The sequence below is a fragment of the Desulfobacterales bacterium genome (assembly GCA_034003325.1).
GTDB lineage: Bacteria > Desulfobacterota > Desulfobacteria > Desulfobacterales > JAFDDL01 > JAVEYW01.
Genome location: JAVEYW010000005.1, coordinates 232,770 through 250,239, shown reverse-complemented (window position 1 = coordinate 250,239; position 17,470 = coordinate 232,770). Strand labels below are relative to the sequence as shown.

Annotated in this window: 17 protein-coding genes; 13 read left to right on the top strand and 4 right to left on the bottom strand. The window is 51.6% G+C overall.

The genetic code is table 11. The features are described 5' to 3' along the window. Window positions 1-147 precede the first annotated feature (147 nt). From RBT11_07405 to RBT11_07395, 3 genes are all read left to right on the top strand, one after another. The gene (locus RBT11_07405; protein MDX9786585.1) at window positions 148-570 is read left to right on the top strand and encodes a DVU0524 family FlgM-associated protein; all 423 of its coding nucleotides are present in this window, start codon (window positions 148-150) and stop codon (window positions 568-570) included. 27 nt (window positions 571-597) lie between these two features. Then, complete coding sequence (flgM, locus tag RBT11_07400; protein ID MDX9786584.1) at window positions 598-915, top strand: flagellar biosynthesis anti-sigma factor FlgM; 318 nt, start codon at window positions 598-600, stop codon at window positions 913-915. A gap of 296 nt (window positions 916-1,211) precedes the next feature. Next, entirely contained in the window at window positions 1,212-1,658 is a 447-nt protein-coding gene (locus RBT11_07395; protein MDX9786583.1) for a hypothetical protein, read from the top strand. On the opposite strand, the gene mazG is transcribed toward RBT11_07395, so the two are convergent. Continuing rightward, entirely contained in the window at window positions 1,655-2,455 is an 801-nt protein-coding gene (gene mazG / locus RBT11_07390) for a nucleoside triphosphate pyrophosphohydrolase (protein ID MDX9786582.1), read from the bottom strand. The genes RBT11_07395 and mazG overlap by 4 nt on opposite strands. A gap of 2 nt (window positions 2,456-2,457) precedes the next feature. Then, on the bottom strand, window positions 2,458-2,985 hold the full coding sequence (locus tag RBT11_07385) for a CvpA family protein (protein ID MDX9786581.1): 528 nt from the start codon (window positions 2,983-2,985) through the stop codon (window positions 2,458-2,460). 285 nt (window positions 2,986-3,270) lie between these two features. Between RBT11_07385 and RBT11_07380 the strand changes: the two genes are divergently transcribed. The 7 genes from RBT11_07380 to RBT11_07350 all read left to right on the top strand — a co-directional run bounded on the left by RBT11_07380 (window position 3,271) and on the right by RBT11_07350 (window position 11,248). After that, a complete protein-coding gene (locus RBT11_07380; GenBank protein MDX9786580.1) occupies window positions 3,271-4,320 on the top strand; it encodes a PhoH family protein in 1,050 nt (349 codons plus the stop codon). 32 nt (window positions 4,321-4,352) lie between these two features. Continuing rightward, the gene (locus RBT11_07375) at window positions 4,353-6,764 is read left to right on the top strand and encodes an HDIG domain-containing protein (GenBank protein MDX9786579.1); all 2,412 of its coding nucleotides are present in this window, start codon (window positions 4,353-4,355) and stop codon (window positions 6,762-6,764) included. Next, window positions 6,715-7,107 (top strand): rRNA maturation RNase YbeY, encoded by a 393-nt coding sequence (ybeY, locus tag RBT11_07370; protein MDX9786578.1) that lies wholly within the window; start codon window positions 6,715-6,717, stop codon window positions 7,105-7,107. Before RBT11_07375 ends, ybeY begins: the two co-directional genes overlap by 50 nt. Window positions 7,108-7,124: 17 nt before the next feature. Further along, on the top strand, window positions 7,125-7,844 hold the full coding sequence (locus RBT11_07365) for a pyridoxine 5'-phosphate synthase (protein MDX9786577.1): 720 nt from the start codon (window positions 7,125-7,127) through the stop codon (window positions 7,842-7,844). A gap of 8 nt (window positions 7,845-7,852) precedes the next feature. Further along, entirely contained in the window at window positions 7,853-9,448 is a 1,596-nt protein-coding gene (locus RBT11_07360; GenBank protein ID MDX9786576.1) for an NAD(P)H-hydrate dehydratase, read from the top strand. After that, window positions 9,438-9,950: a tRNA (adenosine(37)-N6)-threonylcarbamoyltransferase complex ATPase subunit type 1 TsaE gene (gene tsaE, locus RBT11_07355; GenBank protein ID MDX9786575.1), complete on the top strand. Its 513-nt coding sequence runs from the start codon at window positions 9,438-9,440 to the stop codon at window positions 9,948-9,950. Before RBT11_07360 ends, tsaE begins: the two co-directional genes overlap by 11 nt. Window positions 9,951-10,027: 77 nt before the next feature. Further along, complete coding sequence (locus RBT11_07350; GenBank protein MDX9786574.1) at window positions 10,028-11,248, top strand: aspartate kinase; 1,221 nt, start codon at window positions 10,028-10,030, stop codon at window positions 11,246-11,248. A gap of 101 nt (window positions 11,249-11,349) precedes the next feature. Here the strand turns inward: RBT11_07350 and pyrF are convergent, their stop codons facing one another. Both pyrF and rfbB read right to left on the bottom strand, forming a co-directional pair. Then, the gene (gene pyrF, locus RBT11_07345) at window positions 11,350-12,069 is read right to left on the bottom strand and encodes an orotidine-5'-phosphate decarboxylase (protein MDX9786573.1); all 720 of its coding nucleotides are present in this window, start codon (window positions 12,067-12,069) and stop codon (window positions 11,350-11,352) included. Continuing rightward, window positions 12,066-13,139, bottom strand: a complete 1,074-nt coding sequence (gene rfbB, locus RBT11_07340) for a dTDP-glucose 4,6-dehydratase (GenBank protein MDX9786572.1) — start codon at window positions 13,137-13,139, stop codon at window positions 12,066-12,068. Before rfbB ends, pyrF begins: the two co-directional genes overlap by 4 nt. A 172-nt stretch (window positions 13,140-13,311) precedes the next feature. On the opposite strand from rfbB, the gene RBT11_07335 reads away from it, so the two are divergent. From RBT11_07335 to RBT11_07325, 3 genes are read left to right on the top strand one after another with little or no spacing between them, the layout of a single operon-like run. Then, window positions 13,312-14,661 carry an HDOD domain-containing protein gene (locus RBT11_07335; protein ID MDX9786571.1) on the top strand — a complete coding sequence of 450 codons (1,350 nt, stop codon included), beginning with the start codon at window positions 13,312-13,314 and terminating at the stop codon, window positions 14,659-14,661. Between the two features lie 4 nt (window positions 14,662-14,665). Further along, window positions 14,666-16,120, top strand: coding sequence for an L-seryl-tRNA(Sec) selenium transferase (selA, locus tag RBT11_07330; GenBank protein MDX9786570.1), 1,455 nt, complete (start codon window positions 14,666-14,668; stop codon window positions 16,118-16,120). Continuing rightward, a complete protein-coding gene (locus tag RBT11_07325; GenBank protein MDX9786569.1) occupies window positions 16,117-17,436 on the top strand; it encodes a tetratricopeptide repeat protein in 1,320 nt (439 codons plus the stop codon). Before selA ends, RBT11_07325 begins: the two co-directional genes overlap by 4 nt. Window positions 17,437-17,470 lie beyond the last annotated feature (34 nt).

Here is a 17,470-nt window from a genome sequence, read left to right as displayed (position 1 = left end):
AGGTTTTATTCATGCCAACCGATATCACCCTTAAGACATAAGTACATTCGGGCCGCCAACCTATTCAAAAAGTACGTCTTTCTTTGTTACGAATCGGCTGATACGGGCCTTGTCATAACGGTTGCATTGATTTGAAGGAAACGGTGTATGCAAATTCCGGCGCATCAAATACATAATGTACTGAAAGTGTATAGCAAACAGATCAGCCAAACCCGACTGATCGAGCGCCAAAAAGCGCTGGACCAACAACAGCCGTCAGATAGAATCCATATTTCGGCTGAAGCGAAGCGCCAATCGATTATCGATAAAGTCGCTGCCGATATCGTTGATCGCATCACCCGCTCCGGCCCGCAGGATGATGTCGATAAGGAAATCGTGGACAAGCTGGAAGGTGAGCTCGGGACAAGCGTCTCTTTCAAAGGTCAACGGGATGACAAGTTCGTTTTTAATGTCATCGACGGCAACAATAAAAAAACAACGAACACGCTGGAAGTCGAGAATGCGGGTTTTCTGATCAAGCGGCTGGAACAATTGGCCAAAGAAGCCGTGGATAAGAATATGGAATTATAGGAGCCCTCCGCTCCGGGAGGTAAGAAAATGAATAATATCAGCAACATTACGCAAAAATACGGGCACCGGACGCTGTTAAGTGAGACTGCGGACAAACACCGGATCGATATCCGCGAAAATCAGGCTACGGACAATAACGCGGGAGTATCCCGAGACGACAAAGTCAGCTTGTCCCAAGCTTCAAAAGAGATGCAATTGGCAAAAACCGCCGTAGCCAAAAGCCCGAATGTCCGTGAGGAAAGGGTTGCGGAACTCAAGCAAGCTATTGCATCGAATCAGTATTCTATCGATCCGGATAAAATTGCCGACTCGATTATCGGCGCCATTATCAGTGATATCGTTTAGGCCCTTTCGATTACCATATGCCCTTTACCAGAAACTTGCACGCTTTTGCGTGTATATTCGCCGAAGGTGAAAGATGGCTTTTATGCATCCCAGCTTTCCAGCATTCAAGCATCCGGCTTTGCCGGATTAGGAATACAGGATCGGAAAAAATTGCCGGGTGTGTCCGACTTCCAAAAAGCCTTAAATATTATTTTATCTGATATTTCAATATAATAAATACTTGTTCAAGGCCGGCGTTAATGCTGGCCTTTTTTTTGCATAATCATGGGATGAATTAACCTAAGGAGGCATTTCAAATGAGCAACATCATCCCGATATCTGAAAACCAGGCCATTCAGCCCCACAAAACCGTCCAAAAAACGACGGATATTTGTTTTAAAGACTCTCTGAACAAAGCCTTGGGGGAAAAGGCAACAACCGAGACGTATCCCGCCGCGCGCGCACTGGGTGAAATTCAAGCCGCTTCTTTTTTAAGCATTGAGTCCCCCATTGAAAAAGTCGTTACACAGACGAACCAACTGTTGGATCTATTGAGGGATTATGCCGACGATCTCAACAACCAGTCGAAATCGTTAAAAGACATTGCACCATTGCTGAACACGATTCACAATAATGCCAACAATCTTCTTAAAGAGGCTGAAAACATGGCGGTGCCGAATGAGGCATTACAAAGAATCGCATCTGAAGTCGCCCTGACCGCCCGGTTGGAATCGATCAAGTTTCATCGAGGGGATTATATTTAGAAAATCAAAACCTTGGCCTTATCCCAGAGTGCGTCCTTTTCCGGCTGAGGTACATTCGACAGCGTTTTGCCTTCCGCCCGAATAGCCATTTCCATATGCATGAAACGCTTTTTGAACTTCATGATGGCATCAGCCAGGGCGGTTTCCGGGTGAATGCGGGCAAAACGCGCCACATTCACCAATGCAAACAGTAAATCCCCGAATTCCATTGAAACGGCGTTCCCGGTTTGATTCGCGAACGGCTCTTTTGCCAATTCGTTTTTCAGCTCCTGCCACTCTTCTTGCACCTTTTCCATCACGCCGGTCAAGCTGTTCCAGTCAAACCCGTTGGCCGCCGCCCGCTCGGAAATCCGATAAGCGCGCATAAGCGCCGGTAGGCCGATTGGAACCGAATCCAGTACAGACATATTTGAAGAATTCGATTTTTCGTTATTTTTAATCTCATTCCACTGCTTTTTAACCTCTTCGGCGGTTTCAAGCGTGTTCTCGCCGAACACATGAGGATGCCTTCGCACCATCTTTTCATGAATATGGGATACGACATCCGAAATATCGAAACTCCCCTGCTCCCGGAAAAGATGCGCAACAAACACTATCAGAAACAGAACATCCCCTAATTCTTCACAAATCGCCCCGGGATCACCGGCGTTGATCGCTTCCACCAATTCATAGGTCTCTTCCAAAAGGTAGACCGTCATGCTTTGGACGGTTTGCTTTCGATCCCATGGACAACCATTTTCCCCTCTGAGCGCCGCCACAAGGGAAACCAGTTGGTCGATACCGGTTTTTTTGTCCATACCTATTTTCTCTTGCTCCAAGCCTTGTTAAGCGCCTCTATTTTAATCGCAAAGGCCTGCTTCATCTCCTTGGATATCACGGTAGCCATGACTTCGGAGGCAGCGGATACATGAGGGGAAAGAACGGAATCTTGAATCAGAGAGTCTCCCCTCGGTAAAAAGGTCGTCAAGGCAATAAAAAGGACACAAACGATCAACAGCCCTTTTGCAAGTCCAAATCCGGCGCCGCCGATGCGATCGAGCCACCCCGAAAACACCACATTGAGCAGGTATTTGATAATAATCCCCAGCACATTGACAAGGATCAGCACACCACAAAAAATAATCAGAAAACTCAATATGTTTAGATAAGCAATATTGGGAATCCACTGCTTCAAATAAATCCCCACGTTCGGATAGAATGTATAGGCGCCGTAAAATCCGCCGATCACCCCGACGATGGCTGTTATTTCCTTAATTAATCCACGAAAAATGCCCCTTACAAGACAAAATCCGAGGATCACGATACATATGATATCGAAAAGATTCACTATGTCCTCCACAGCCCGGAATATGCGGGTGCCGTCCTTCGGAACAAGACCTGACTCGCTACCGGTTTAAAACCAAAAAAAAATAGAAATTACAACTGGTTAAAAACTTTGGAACGCTATCAGAGCACGCCTGCCGAGTCAAGGTATTTTTAAGGGATGCAAGCAATCGGCCAGATAGACCATGCGGTTCCGCTGCCATACAAGGAATGTCATTTGCCGTTTGCATATGGACGGTTATTTATGATAGGTGAGGGAAATTCAAGGTGAGAATATGAGAATGTCTGAATGAACAATGCACCCACTACCAAAATCGAAACACCGCTTCAGTTGGCTTTTCCGGAGCCTGAACTGGCGATGCAGCTTTTCGGCGAGCACAATACTCACCTTCGCCGGGTAGCGGAGGCAACGGGAGTCTCCATTACCGCAAGAGGCACCATGGTATTTATTCAGGGGGATGAGATTCCCGCTCGCTTGGCCGCCAATGTGCTGAATCAGCTTTATGGCTTGCTTCAAGAGCGCTACCTCCTTTATCCTACGGATATAGATTATGCGGTTACTGTTTTAAGCGGGAACGATCGAATTTCGCTTCGGGACATTTTTCTCGATACGGTTTTTATTACCTCAAAAAAAAGCGCCATCACACCCAAAAGCCTGGCCCAAAAAAATTATATCGACGCCATTCGAAGCCATGACATCGTGTTCGGCATCGGGCCGGCCGGAACCGGAAAAACGTATCTGGCCATGGCCATGGCGGTCGCGGCGTTAAGCAAAGGGGCAGTCAACCGCATTATCCTCACTCGCCCCGCCGTGGAAGCCGGTGAATCGCTCGGATTTTTACCGGGGGGTCTGGCCGACAAGGTCGATCCCTATTTAAGACCTCTCTATGATGCGCTTCACGATATGATGCGGTTTGAAAAGGTATCCAACTTGATGCAACAGGGGGTCATCGAAGTGGCGCCGATCGCATTTATGCGCGGCAGAACACTGAATGACTCCTTCATCATCTTGGATGAAGCACAGAATACAACCGCTGAGCAAATGAAAATGTTTCTCACACGGATCGGCTTCAGATCCAAGGCCGTCATTACCGGAGATATCACCCAAATCGACCTGCCGACCGGAAAGCCGTCCGGTCTCGTTGAAACCAAAAATATTTTACAGGGAATCCAAGGCATTCAATTCATCTTTTTTTCTAAAAAAGATGTGGTCCGGCATAAGTTGGTTCAGGAAATTATTCGGGCGTATGAACTTCTCGACGAGGAAAAACAACGCGCTAAGCAGGTGGACCGCCTGCCTTCGGTGTCAAATGATCCGGTCGAACATGCGCATTCCTGACCCCGTTGTGCGCTAAATGATTCGAAACACATATGGCGATAACATTAAAGCATAATATTTTTAAGGATAATAGCGAGTTATTTATACGTTGCGCCATACTGATGCTGCTCACCGGCCTTTTCACGCTCATCCTGTATCCTAGCCTGGCCATTAAGCGTCATGTCTACCAACTGGGCGATGTGGCGGAAAGAAACATCAAAGCAACCGAAGACTTCTTTATTGAAGACAAGGAAGCCACCGAAGTCAAACGGCACGAGGCGATAGAGGCCGTTTTGGCGGTCTACGACCATGACAAGCTCATGGTTACCACGTTGGCAAACCGCGTTAATCAAGCATTTTCCAAACTAAGGGCGGTATTTGAAGTCAAACCACCGGCCGAATCCGCGCCCCCCCAGAATGAAGAGATATCCGAGCTGCCGGAGCCGTTGGCGACTCCGCCGCCGCCCAGCCCGAAAGACCAGGCCATGGCCATGAAAGCTGATTTTGAAACAATGCTCGGCATCAAAGTCAGTCAAGCGGGGTATGCCCTTCTTATTCAAAAACAATTTTCCGAGGACATGCCCAACATCATCAATCGGGTTATCAAGGAAATCCTGGACAACGGCGTGGTTTCGAATAAAGAGATTCTACTGAAAGAAATCGATAAGGGAATCGTGCTGAGAAGCGTCCAAAACAAAACCGAAAATACGGTCACCACGCTCAGGGGCATATATGGTCTTGACCAGGCCAAGGCCATGATCCGAATTGTCGGGGATCCCCTTTTAAAGGATTACCCCTATCAGTTGCGCAACCTCCTCGTTGATGTCATTCAGGAAATGATCGGTCCCAATATTACGCTAAACCGCAGCGAAACCGAAGAACGAAGAAAACAGGCGATGGCGGCGATAAAACCGATTCTTTACCAGATCAAGACAGGCGAGATGATCATTCGGGAAGGAGAACGGGTGGCGCCGATTCATCTTGTGAAGTTCAACGCCATGCAGTCCAACCTGAAAAAGGAAGAAATGGTTGCCAGCGGCGTTGGCGCCGCCATGGTCGTAATGTGCCTACTGGTGATCATTTATCAGTTATATATGACAAGCGGCCACAAATCCGACAAGAAACACACCAAAGATCTGGTTTTCATGGCCTGCGTTTTATTAAGCTTATTTCTACTCGGCAAAATATCCCTGATTGTGGCCAACACCTTAACGCAAAGCGGCGCGTTCGCGTTATCGGAGCATTGTGTTTACTACGGTATTCCGATTGCCTCCGGTGCAATGGTGGTTTGCCTGTTTATCGGACTCGACACGTCCCTCATTTTCAGCTTGCTGGCCGCAGCCTGCATGACCCTTCTTTTTCAAAACCGGTTTGAATTTTTTATTTATTTTTTCCTCAGCAGCGCGCTGGCAGCCCACTGGATTCGGGAGTGTCGGGAACGAAAGGTGTTTATCAAGGCCGGCATGAAACTGGGAATTATCAATATCGTGTTGGTCACGGCCATCCACATCTACCGGGCGGATCTTTCCGTTCTGAACTTGTTATGGGGATGGGGGTTTGCTTTTATGGGAGGGGTTAACACCGGCATTATCTCCCTCGGCATGGCGCCGCTGGTAGAGATGACCTTTGGATACAAAACGGATGTCACCCTGCTTGAACTGGCCAACCTGGATCAACCGATACTGCGCAGGCTGATGCTTGAGGCCCCTGGCACTTACCATCATAGTGTCGTAGTCGGCTCCATGGTGGAGGCAGCAGCCGCGGAAATCGGTGCCAATCCGCTCAAGGCCAAGGTCTGCGGCTATTACCATGATATCGGAAAAATAAACAAGCCTCTGTATTTTGTGGAAAACCAAAGAAGCGGGAAAAACAGGCATGATAAACTGGCGCCCTCCATGAGTGCGCTCATTTTGATTTCCCACATCAAAGAGGGGGTTGAAATTGCCAGGGCCAACCGGCTCGGCCATGACATTACGGATGTGATCCGCCAGCATCACGGCAACAGCCTCATCACCTTTTTCTACGATAAAGCCAAACAGCAAAAGGGAGAGGATGCCGTCAATATCGAAAATTTCAGATATCCCGGCCCCAGGCCCCAAACCCGGGAAGCCGGACTTGTGATGCTGGCCGACGTCGTGGAAGCCGCCTCCAGAACGCTTGAAAACCCGACACCCGCCAGAATTCAGAAACTGGTTCAAAATCTGGTCAATAAAATTTTTTCGGACGGGCAATTGGGCAATTGTGAATTGACATTGCGTGATCTTCATGAAATCGCTAAATGCTTTAATAAAATCCTCACCGGCATTCATCATCATCGAATTGAATATCCGGATAATCCCGCCACGAGCAACGGGAAAGGGAAAAATGGCAGTACTGATCGACAACCAACAAAATCGGATAAACCTATCTCCGGAAATGATTCACAAGGCAGCGACGGTCATCTTAAACGCCTTGGATTGTCCTGACGGTGAGCTGTCCCTTCTGATTGTGGACGACTCGGGAATCGCCGCGTTAAATCAGCAATACCTCAATCGGACAGGCCCCACCAATGTGATCGCTTTTCCCATGCGTGAAGGCGAATTTTCCATGGTAACCCCAACCCTTTTGGGGGATGTGGTTATCTCAGCCGACACGGCCCAACGAGAAGCGGAAGCGGCGGATATTCCCATGGAAGATCGGTTTCTGGCGCTGTTAATTCACGGGGTGTTACATCTGTTCGGGTATGATCATGAAAATGATGCGGCACAAGCCGCCATCATGGAAGAAAAAGCCGATGAATTGATGCATCTGATCAAACAAAGCCAATAAGAAAAGGAAGAAGAAACATGGCCAACTTAGCAGTCAATGTGGATCATATTGCCACCCTGAGGCAGGCTCGCGGCACCCGCTATCCGGACCCCGTTGCCGCCGCCGTGCTGGCGGAACTGGCTGGCGCCGAAGGCATCGTTGTTCATCTGAGGGAAGATCGACGTCATATTCAGGACAGGGATGTCCGGTTGTTGCGGGAAGTGATTCAGACAAAAATGATTCTTGAAATGGCCGCAACCAGCGAAATGGTCGGCATCGCCATGAGTATCAAGCCGGATTTGGTCACCCTGGTGCCTGAAAAACGCGAAGAGCTGACCACCGAAGGGGGGCTGGACCTGATCGTTAACAAAACCGCCATCGCAGAAGCCGTCGACATCCTTCAGGACGCCGGCATTCCCGTCAGCATCTTCATCGATCCGGCCCCTTCACAGATTAAGATTGCGCACCAAATCAACGCCTCCATGATTGAAATTCATACCGGCGCCTTTTGCGAGGCCATCCATCCCAGGAAAAAAAATGAGGCTTTTAGCCAAATTCTCGACGCCGCAAAACTGGCCCATCGACTGAAACTCGGTGTCAATGCAGGCCACGGCTTGTGTTATAACACCATCGGCGCATTCAAGGGGTTAACGGAAATCGACGAATTCAGCATCGGCCACAGTATTATCGCCCGGGCCGCGCTCGTGGGGATGGAACAGGCGGTTAAGGAGATGCTGGCCCTTGTCAAAGGATTGTGAGGTTCGCCATGTATGTCGTAACCGCTTCCGAAATGCGGGAAATGGATTCACTCACCATCCGTGATTTTGGCCTGCCCGGCAGACTGCTCATGGAAAACGCCGGATACGGTGCCGTCCGGGCGATGCTCACCCGGTTTCCGGATTTAGCGTCCCGGCGCATCGGGATCATGGCGGGCTGCGGCAACAACGGCGGCGATGGATTTGTGATGGCGCGTTATCTCGCCCGAAAAGGCGCACCTGTCACCGTTTTTCTTCTGACTGAAAGCTCGAAGGTTAAAGGAGACGCAGCGGCAAATTTGCACCTCCTGAATCCGATAGGGGTTCCCGTCATCGAAGTGCCCGACATGCGCGCATTTGCCGAACAACAGCCCCGAATGCGACACACGAATCTATGGGTGGATGCCATTCTCGGAACCGGACTGACGGCCGAAGTGCGCCCTTTTTACCAAGCGATCATCGAATTTATCAATGCCAGCGGCAAGCCGGTCGTGGCGGTGGATATACCCTCCGGGCTGAGCAGTGATACGGCCCTGCCCTGCGGCGCCGCCGTTCAGGCACAACTCACCACCACCTTTGCCTATCCCAAGATCGGGCACTTCCTCTATCCCGGCGCTGAATTGACCGGCGAACTGGAGATTGTCGATATCGGCATTCCGACCCACATCACTGATCGAGTGGCGCCGAAACAACAGCTGCTGACCCGGGAGATTATCGGCGGCCTTATTCCGAAGCGTCGCCCCGATGCCCATAAGGGCGCAACGGGCCATCTGCTGGTCATTGCCGGCGGCCCCGGAAAAACCGGGGCGGCGGTTATGAGCGCCACGTCGGCCATGAGAGCAGGCGCGGGGCTCGTGACCCTCGGCATCGCGTCCAGTCTCTGTGCTTCTGTGTCATCCCACCTGATGGAAGTCATGACATCCACGCTGCCCGAAACCGGAACCGGCGTTCTGGGCGAATCCGCCCTAATGCCGATTCTTGAATTATCGACCGGGAAAAAATGCCTGGCCATCGGCCCTGGTCTCGGCGCCGCCGAGGACACCCGTCGGCTGGTTCACGGCCTTCTACCGGAAGCAGCCGTCCCCCTGGTGATCGATGCGGATGGACTCAATTGCTTGTCTGATACCCCGCAACTGCTTCAAAAGACCAAAGTCCCCGCCGTCATTACGCCTCACCCCGGTGAAATGGCACGCCTGACCGGCCTCAGCACGGCAGCCATTCAGAAAGACCGTGTGGCATGCGCCCGAAATTTCGCTGTTCGCTATCACACATGCGTCGTATTAAAAGGGGCACGCACCGTAATCGCGTTTCCCGATGGCCACGTATTTATCAACCCCACCGGCAACGCCGGCATGGCCTCCGGCGGCATGGGGGATGTGCTGACCGGTGTTATCGCGGGCCTTATCGTGCAGGGCATGGCACCGCAATTTGCGGCCCTGGCAGGCGTTTATCTGCATGGTGCGGCGGCCGATCGATTGTCCCAAACCTCGGGGCCGTTCGGTTTTCTGGCGAGCGAGGTGATGGCGCAGCTTCCGTATCAAATCGCCGCATTGGCTCAACCCGAAACCTCAGCTGCCCGCCATAACGCTCCGAATCATGGAAACTGATTGTCTGAAACTGGAGACGCTCACCCGATCAGTCACGGAAACCCGGGCGCTGGGCCGGCGCATCGGCAATGCAATCACAGGCGGCCTTGTCATCGCACTGACCGGGGATCTAGGCAGCGGTAAAACAGCCTTTGTTCAGGGCCTCGCCAAAGGAATCGGTGTTCCCGACGCGGATTATGTCACCAGCCCCACCTATTCGATCATCCATGAATATTCGGGCCGGCTTGCGCTGTTTCATATGGATCTTTATCGCATAAACGATTCCAGTGAGGCGGAAGATATCGGCATTTATGACCTGATTCAACCGGAAAACCTCGTTGCGATCGAATGGCCCGAAATGATCGCGTCGGAACTTCCGAAAGATCATCTCTCGCTTTTTTTCGAAATTCAAAGCGATACGACACGCAAAATTTCCATTTGCGCTTATGGACTTCAGGCAAAGAGTGTGATAAGGAGGCTCGACATTTCCACCAAGAACGGCTGCGCAGCGCAACAAAAATAATGACCTTTCGCATTGATGTCGGTCGCGAAACGGGCGTGTATCTTTCGGCGGGGAACTTAGGATAGAGGAGAGCGGATATGGGACTGATTGTACAAAAATACGGCGGGACATCCGTCGCCGATCTGGATCGGATTAAAAATGTCGCCCAACGGGTCGCCAAGACCTTTGATCAAGGCAATGACGTGGTGGTGGTGCTTTCCGCCATGGCCGGCATTACGGACAAATTAATCAACATGGCCAATCAAATTTCCGATTTTCCGGAAAAACGAGAACTGGATGTGTTGCTGGCCACCGGAGAACAGACAACCGTGGCCTTGCTTGCCATGACGCTTCTGTCCATGGGATACCGATCGCAATCGCTTTTAGGGCATCAGGCCGAGGTCAGCACCGATTGCTCCTTCGGAAGCGCCAGGATCATCGAAATCGGCGCTTCGCGCATTCGAGAGCTGCTCAATGAAAAATGCATCGTGGTCGTAGCCGGTTTTCAGGGGTGCGATGCCGCCGGAAACATCACGACCCTGGGCCGGGGTGGATCAGACACCTCCGCTGTTGCCATCGCCGCAGCGCTTAAAGCGGATGTATGCGAAATCTACACGGACGTTGACGGCATTTACACAACAGACCCCAATATCTGTGACAAGGCCAGAAAGCTCGACACGATTTGCTATGATGAAATTCTTGAAATGGCAAGCCTGGGCGCCAAGGTACTGCAAATCCGTTCCGTTGAGTTTGCCAAAAAGTACCATGTCCCGGTCCACGTCAGATCATCTTTTTCCGAGGAGGAAGGAACCATGCTGGTTAATGAAGAACAAAATATGGAACGCCCGGTGGTCATCGGCGTCACCTGCAGCAAGAACGAAGCACGCATCACCATTCGGAAGGTGCCCGATCAACCGGGAATTTGCGCCAAAATTTTCACGCTCCTTGCCGATGCCGGTATCGTGGTGGACATGATTCTTCAAAACACCCGAATCGGCGGCTTGACCGATGTCACCTTCACTGTGCCCAAACCTGATTTCAAACAAGCCGAAAAGCTGGCGCGCAGCGTGGCTGCGGAGATAAATGCCGAGGATGTCTGGACAGCGGACGACATCGCAAAGGTTTCCATTACCGGCGTGGGAATGAAGAGTCATTCCGGTGTGGCCGCCAAAATGTTTTCGGCACTGGCCGATGAAAACATCAACATTCGAATGATCAGTACGTCTGAAATCCGAATCTCGTGCGTCATCGATCTCAAATATGCGGAACTGGCCGTCCGAACGCTTCACAACGCATTCGAGTTGGACAAAAAAGACTAATGGTTGAAATGCCCTTCAAAGACTTCAATTCCGAACAACAGGTGGCGCTTATCTTGCTGGCGGCCGCCATTGCCGGCATCATTCTCTGGAGGGCTTTCTAATCAGATAACGCCGGCGATCTCCTCAGCAATCCGATCGGCCGCAGCCACCGGATCCTTGGCGTCCCGAATGGGGCGCCCAATCACCAGATAATCCGATCCGTTCCGAACCGCCTCAGCGGGTGTAGCGACCCGGTGCTGGTCGTCCGCACCGGAAAGCTCCCTGGCCATGCGTATGCCCGGCGTGACGCAGATAAACTCCCTGCCAATTATGGCTTTGATGGTTTTCACTTCAAGCCCCGAACACACGATACCGGTCATACCAGCCGCCTTTGCCGCAAGGGCCCGCTTCAGAACGAGTCTGGATAGATCCCGCGAGAATTCCTCCTTGAACCCGGCCGATTGAATATTGGCTGCCGACACGCTGGTCAGCACGGTCACGCCCAATACCCCGACCCTTCCGCCGCTTCCCGCAACGGCCGCTTCAAGCATGGCCGGTGATTCCCCGCAGTGAACCGTTGCTATCGTCACACCTAAATCCGCCACAACCGCCATGGCCCGCCGAACCGTCTCGGGAATATCGTGAAGCTTTAGATCCAGAAATATGCCGGCATCACTTTCGGATCGAATCATGTTGATGATTTCCGGTCCGGATCGAATGAAAAGCTCCAGGCCCACCTTGAACATGCCCACTGAGGACTTCAACGCAACCGCATAATGCCGGGCTTCCGCCACCGTCGCCACATCCAGCGGGAAAATAATATAATCTTTTGCCTGCTTCATGCACTCCTTTCCAAGGGGCCCCCTCCGTAATGCATTTCCACCCAGCGGGCATACTCTCCGCTTTGGACCCGTTCGACCCAGTCCGCATGATTCAGATACCATAGAATGGTCCGTTGCATCTGCGATTCAAAGGAGGCGAGCGGCGACCATCCCAACGACTTATGAAGTTTTGAAAAATCAATGGCATACCGGCGGTCGTGTCCGGGGCGGTCTTTGACGAACGTCACCAGATTTCTTCGCGGCCCAGACCTCAACCGAGGCGCCATTTCATCCAACAAATCACAAATGATCCGCACCACGTCGATATTTTTCTTTTCACACGCGCCCCCCACATTGTAGGTTTCTCCCCGCAACCCTTCTTTCATAATCAGCCAGACCGCGCGGCAATGATCCTCGACAAAAAGCCAGTCGCGAATGTTCAGCCCGTCCCCATATACCGGAAGCGGCTTTCCCGAAAGGGCGTTTAAAATCATCAAGGGAATCAGTTTTTCGGGAAATTGGTACGGGCCGTAATTATTGGAGCAATTCGAAATCGTGACGGGCAGATCATAGGTATGGCCATAGGCGCGCACCAGATGATCGGATGCGGCCTTGGAGGCCGAATAGGGGCTGTTTGGCCGATAAGCGGTTTTTTCCGTAAAAAAGCCCTCTGCCGACAACGAACCGTAGACTTCGTCCGTGCTGACATGATGAAAACGAGAAAGCCGCCGGAAATGCTTTCGGGCCTGTTCCAACAATATAAACGTTCCGACGATATTGGTCTGAACAAAGGCGGCTGGCGCATCGATGGAGCGATCCACATGGGATTCAGCCGCAAAATGACACACCCCGTCAATCCGGTATTCATCAAAAATCCCGGCCATGGCATCCCGATCGCAAATATCGGCTTTGACGAAAACATAGCGTTTTGGATAAGCCATCTCCACTCCTGCCAGGTTTTCTGCATTGCCGGCGTAAGTGAGCGCATCCACATTGATAATACGGCCGTCAAAATCCGATTCGGATAACAGATACCGGATAAAATTCGCCCCGATAAAACCACAACCACCCGTAACTAACAGATTTTGCATATTAACCCCGTCTCTTGGTTTCGCCGCGCAACCGTATTCCGGCCGGCACCCATCGTTGAATCATCGAAACTTTTTGAAATTCATAGCAAAAAATTCTTATTGAAACAATCCTGTTTAGGGTGCTATGGGTTCAATTCAATGATTTATATTTTTCAGGGGAAGCTTATCAGGAATGGATCGATACCATGTCTCAGCCGGAACAAGCCTTGTTTCCAGATCAAAGCCGTTGGTGCTGAGTGCATCGTTGGGAACGTGCGTTAGCGTTGCCTTGTTCGATGTGAAAAATCAAGTGGGCGGACTCATTCATTTATTGCTTCCCGAACCAATTTCAACCGAAGGCGCCCGATTTCCGGAAAAATATGCATCGACCGGGTTGCCGGCCTTTATTCAGGCATTGCTTCGAGAAGGCGCCTCTCTGGAAAGCATGCAGGGGGTGATTGCCGGCGGCGCGCTGGTGGGTCCGCTAATGGCGCAGGATCTGTCGCTGGATATCGGCGGCAGAACCGCAGAAATTGTCAAGACCATACTCTCACAGGCCGGTATCCCCATTATAAAATCCGAAACCGGCGGGTTTTTTACCTGTCGAATCAGTCTGAATCTGCAAACATTCAAAACCGAAATCGAGCCCATCGCTCTTGAACGTTACAAACCGGATCAAAAACCGATCGTTCCCTCTCCTGAAAAAATCAGCAAAGCGCTTGATCATATTTTCCCCATCCCCCAAGTAGCGCTGAAAATTTTGCGTCTGGTGGAGGAAGACAATTACGATCTGGGCGCCATTGCCGATGAAGTTAAAAAAGATCAGGTGATCAGCGCGAAAACGCTTCAATTGTGCAACTCCGCATTGTTTTCCAGAGGCAAACCCATTGACACCCTGGATCATGCCATTCTTCTTTTGGGCCGGGATCTTTTGGTGCAGTTAGTGGTATCAGCGGCGGTCAAAGGTTTTTTTGATCTTAAGGGGCATGGATACTCCCTGTGCAAGGGAGGACTGTTCTATCATGCCATTGGAACGGCTCAGGTCGCGGCCATTCTGGCAGCCACCGCCGGAAAGGCCACAAAAGCCTCCGCCTACACGGCCGGTCTGCTCCACGATATCGGAAAGGTGGTTCTCGATCAGTATATCTCATCGGCCTTTCCGCTCTTTTATCGCAATTTGGTCGACCTGAACAAAAACAGCATCGAAGTCGAGCAGGAAATACTCGGAATTGACCATACGAAAGTCGGACGCATGCTGGCTGAAAAGTGGTCTTTCCCGAATTCCCTGATTCATGTGATCGAACATCATCATTCACCGGAAAATGAGGAAACCTATTCGAATTTAGCGCATATGGTGTATCTGGCGGATTTGCTCATCACGAAATTTCATCCCGGGCTTGAGATGGAGCGTATGGACGGCAACAACCTGGACCAACGGCTGCAAAAAATCGGCCTTTCGGCCAGCCGGCTGCCGGAGATTGTGGATTTAATCCCACCATCCGTTTTTCTCAACACATCGGAAACATTTGCTCGTGTCGGATAATCGCATGCCCCACTTAAGCAAACCGCAACAAGAGGCGTTAAGAGCCATCCCCGGCGTCGATCGCATGCTTGAGCTGGCTCAGGCAAGGATATCCCTTTCCGGAGCGCCCAAATCCATCATCACCAGCGCCATTCGCGAAAGCCTTGAAACCCTCAGATCCGCCATTTTGATGGGCAAAGAAAATTCTGAAGCACACGGGTCCGAGCCATTATTCGAGATGAGTATCCTTCAACAAGTTGAACAGCTGGTCGCACGCGCCATGACGCCCAATCTGCGTCGCGTGATCAACGCCACCGGGGTTGTGGTGCATACCAATTTGGGCCGCTCCCTCTTGGCCGAAGCCGCCATTGAAAATCTGACACAAATTTCGAAATGGTATTCGAACCTGGAATTTGATCTCGAAACCGGGAACCGGGGCTCGCGATACAGCGCCGTGGAGAATCTGTTATGTGAGCTCACCGGCGCAGAAGCCGCCATGGTGGTGAACAACAATGCCGCTGCCGTGCTGCTCTGCCTCAACACCCTTGCCAGGGGAAAGCACGCCATCGTGTCCAGGGGCGAGCTGGTAGAAATCGGCGGCGCTTTCAGAATTCCGGATGTTATGATAAAAAGCGGCGCGATCCTGAAAGAAGTCGGCACAACCAACCGGACCCATCTGCGGGATTATGAGGCGGCCATCACACCGGAAACCGGATTGTTACTCAAAGTTCACGCCAGCAATTTCTGCGTAGTCGGCTTTACCGCATCGGTACCATTGAAAGACCTTGTGGCCCTTGGAAAAAAGCACCATATGCCGGTCATGGAAGATCTGGGCAGCGGCACACTCATTGATTTTTCCAGATACGGTCTTCCTCATAAAGAGCCGACCGTTCAGGAATCCGTCGCCGCCGGCGCCGATGTGATCACCTTCAGCGGAGACAAACTGCTGGGCGGCCCGCAGGCCGGCATTATTCTCGGTCAAAAACCGATGATAGCGGCCATTCGGCAAAACTCTCTGACACGCGCCCTTCGAATTGACAAGCTGACCCTTGCAGCCCTGGAAAGCACCTTGCGCCTATATCGCGATGAAAAAAAGGCCGTTCCCGGTATTCCCACATTGCGAATGCTGACCCTATCCCTTGAAACGATAACCGCCAGGGCGCACGCGCTGGCTGAATCGCTGAACGCCATCGCGGATGATCGGCTTTCCGTACAATTATTAGACCTCTTTTCAAAAGTAGGCGGCGGCGCCCTGCCGCTGTTAAATCTACCGACCGTTTGCATCGGAATTTCGGTCCATACGCTCTCGGCCCGGGCGATCGAACGCTTTATGCGACAATTCACCCCGCCTATCATCGGCCGCATTGAAGCGGACACAGTCCTCCTGGACCCCAGGACCATTCAGGAAGACGAGGCCCCTCTGATCGAAATGGCTGTGAGGGCACTCCTGGACAAACACCCGGCAGGAAATAGACCATGACCTTCAAACCCCTTGATATGTATCACCCCATCAGCACCGAAAGTCAGTTTTTGTTATCCAGCACGGATGCTCCCGAAAAAACAGCGCCATCCGGAATCGATCCCGATTCTCTTAAGCCGGCTTTCCCGGAACTGATTACGGGGCAGGCGCTCGTCACTGCTTCGTTGAAAAGACTCGCGGCTCAGGAGGTTTTCAGTATTCTGGTGTTGCGTCTTGATCCGATCGCAGAGGAGAAGGCCGGAACGGCTCTCCTGGCGCTCGCGGAAGCAATCGATACCGAATGCGCTGCGGAAACCGGCTGGTGGGGTATCATCGATTCGAGCCTTTTTGTCAGCTTTTTCCCGGACAAAAACGATCAAGCGTGTTTGGAAACAGGACAAGTGCTAAACAGCCGCCTTGCCGCAGCGATGAATGCAACCGTTTCCGGCGGCATCGGCGCATTTCCGACAGCTGATTATTCACGAAACCAAATTCTCGATAACGCTTATAAAGCATTGGATCACGCCGCATTTTTCGGACCCGGCAGTCTCGTCCTATTCGATGACGTGAGCCTGAATATCAGCGGCGACCACCTGTTCCAAAAAGGGGATATTCCCGGCGCCATGGCGGAATTCGAAAAAGCGCTGCTTCTGGCACCGGCAAACGTCAATGTCTGCAACAGCCTCGGGGTTTGCCATAGCCTGCTGGGAAATTTTGACCGGGCGCAAGAGATGTTTCAGCGCGCATTGGCACTGGCTCCGGATGAATTCATGGCACACTATAACCTGGGGCTGGTTCATCTTCTCACGGACAACCGTGAGGTGGCGCTACGCAACTTCCTGGAAGCCCACCGGCTCGGTGGCGATGTTTACGAGGTGGCGCTTCAAACGGGACGGCTCTATCTGGAAATCAACAACCCGACGGAGGCTTTTTCCTATTTACAAAAAGCGCTTCAGCTTCAACCGGGAGCCCTTGCCTTTCGGCTGATGGGAGATTATTATTCGGTCCTGTCCCAAAACGAGGACGCGTTTAACGCCTATCGGCAGGCGGTCAAACTTAACCCCAACGATGCAGCCGCCCTGTCGGCCCTGGGCCTGCTCTATGAAGATAAGGGGGAAAACCCCGAAATCGGCGCTCTTTTTTGTGAAAAAAGCATTGAAATCGCCCCCAATGAAGGCAAATTCAGGCATCGGCTGGGAAAACTTTATTTGAAACAAAACCGGCTCGAAGACGCGCTGGCAGCCTTTCAGGCCGCAATGGAACGTGGATATGATTCAACCCGCTATATCGAAGAGATTAATAACCTCCGTGATGTTACACAGGATCAGGCGTGCTGACAGCCCTTCCCCACCGGTAAACGGTTGCTTTAAA

Coding starts and splice junctions, on each gene's coding strand:
- RBT11_07360 (MDX9786576.1), top strand. CDS start 7,853: ATGTATGTCGTAACCGCTTCCGAAATGCGGGAAATGGATTCACTCACC.
- RBT11_07365 (MDX9786577.1), top strand. CDS start 7,125: ATGGCCAACTTAGCAGTCAATGTGGATCATATTGCCACCCTGAGGCAG.
- RBT11_07335 (MDX9786571.1), top strand. CDS start 13,312: ATGGATCGATACCATGTCTCAGCCGGAACAAGCCTTGTTTCCAGATCA.
- rfbB (MDX9786572.1), bottom strand. CDS start 13,139: ATGCAAAATCTGTTAGTTACGGGTGGTTGTGGTTTTATCGGGGCGAAT.
- RBT11_07405 (MDX9786585.1), top strand. CDS start 148: ATGCAAATTCCGGCGCATCAAATACATAATGTACTGAAAGTGTATAGC.
- mazG (MDX9786582.1), bottom strand. CDS start 2,455: ATGGACAAAAAAACCGGTATCGACCAACTGGTTTCCCTTGTGGCGGCG.
- flgM (MDX9786584.1), top strand. CDS start 598: ATGAATAATATCAGCAACATTACGCAAAAATACGGGCACCGGACGCTG.
- tsaE (MDX9786575.1), top strand. CDS start 9,438: ATGGAAACTGATTGTCTGAAACTGGAGACGCTCACCCGATCAGTCACG.
- RBT11_07380 (MDX9786580.1), top strand. CDS start 3,271: ATGAACAATGCACCCACTACCAAAATCGAAACACCGCTTCAGTTGGCT.
- RBT11_07395 (MDX9786583.1), top strand. CDS start 1,212: ATGAGCAACATCATCCCGATATCTGAAAACCAGGCCATTCAGCCCCAC.
- RBT11_07375 (MDX9786579.1), top strand. CDS start 4,353: ATGGCGATAACATTAAAGCATAATATTTTTAAGGATAATAGCGAGTTA.
- selA (MDX9786570.1), top strand. CDS start 14,666: ATGCCCCACTTAAGCAAACCGCAACAAGAGGCGTTAAGAGCCATCCCC.
- RBT11_07325 (MDX9786569.1), top strand. CDS start 16,117: ATGACCTTCAAACCCCTTGATATGTATCACCCCATCAGCACCGAAAGT.
- ybeY (MDX9786578.1), top strand. CDS start 6,715: ATGATTCACAAGGCAGCGACGGTCATCTTAAACGCCTTGGATTGTCCT.
- pyrF (MDX9786573.1), bottom strand. CDS start 12,069: ATGAAGCAGGCAAAAGATTATATTATTTTCCCGCTGGATGTGGCGACG.
- RBT11_07350 (MDX9786574.1), top strand. CDS start 10,028: ATGGGACTGATTGTACAAAAATACGGCGGGACATCCGTCGCCGATCTG.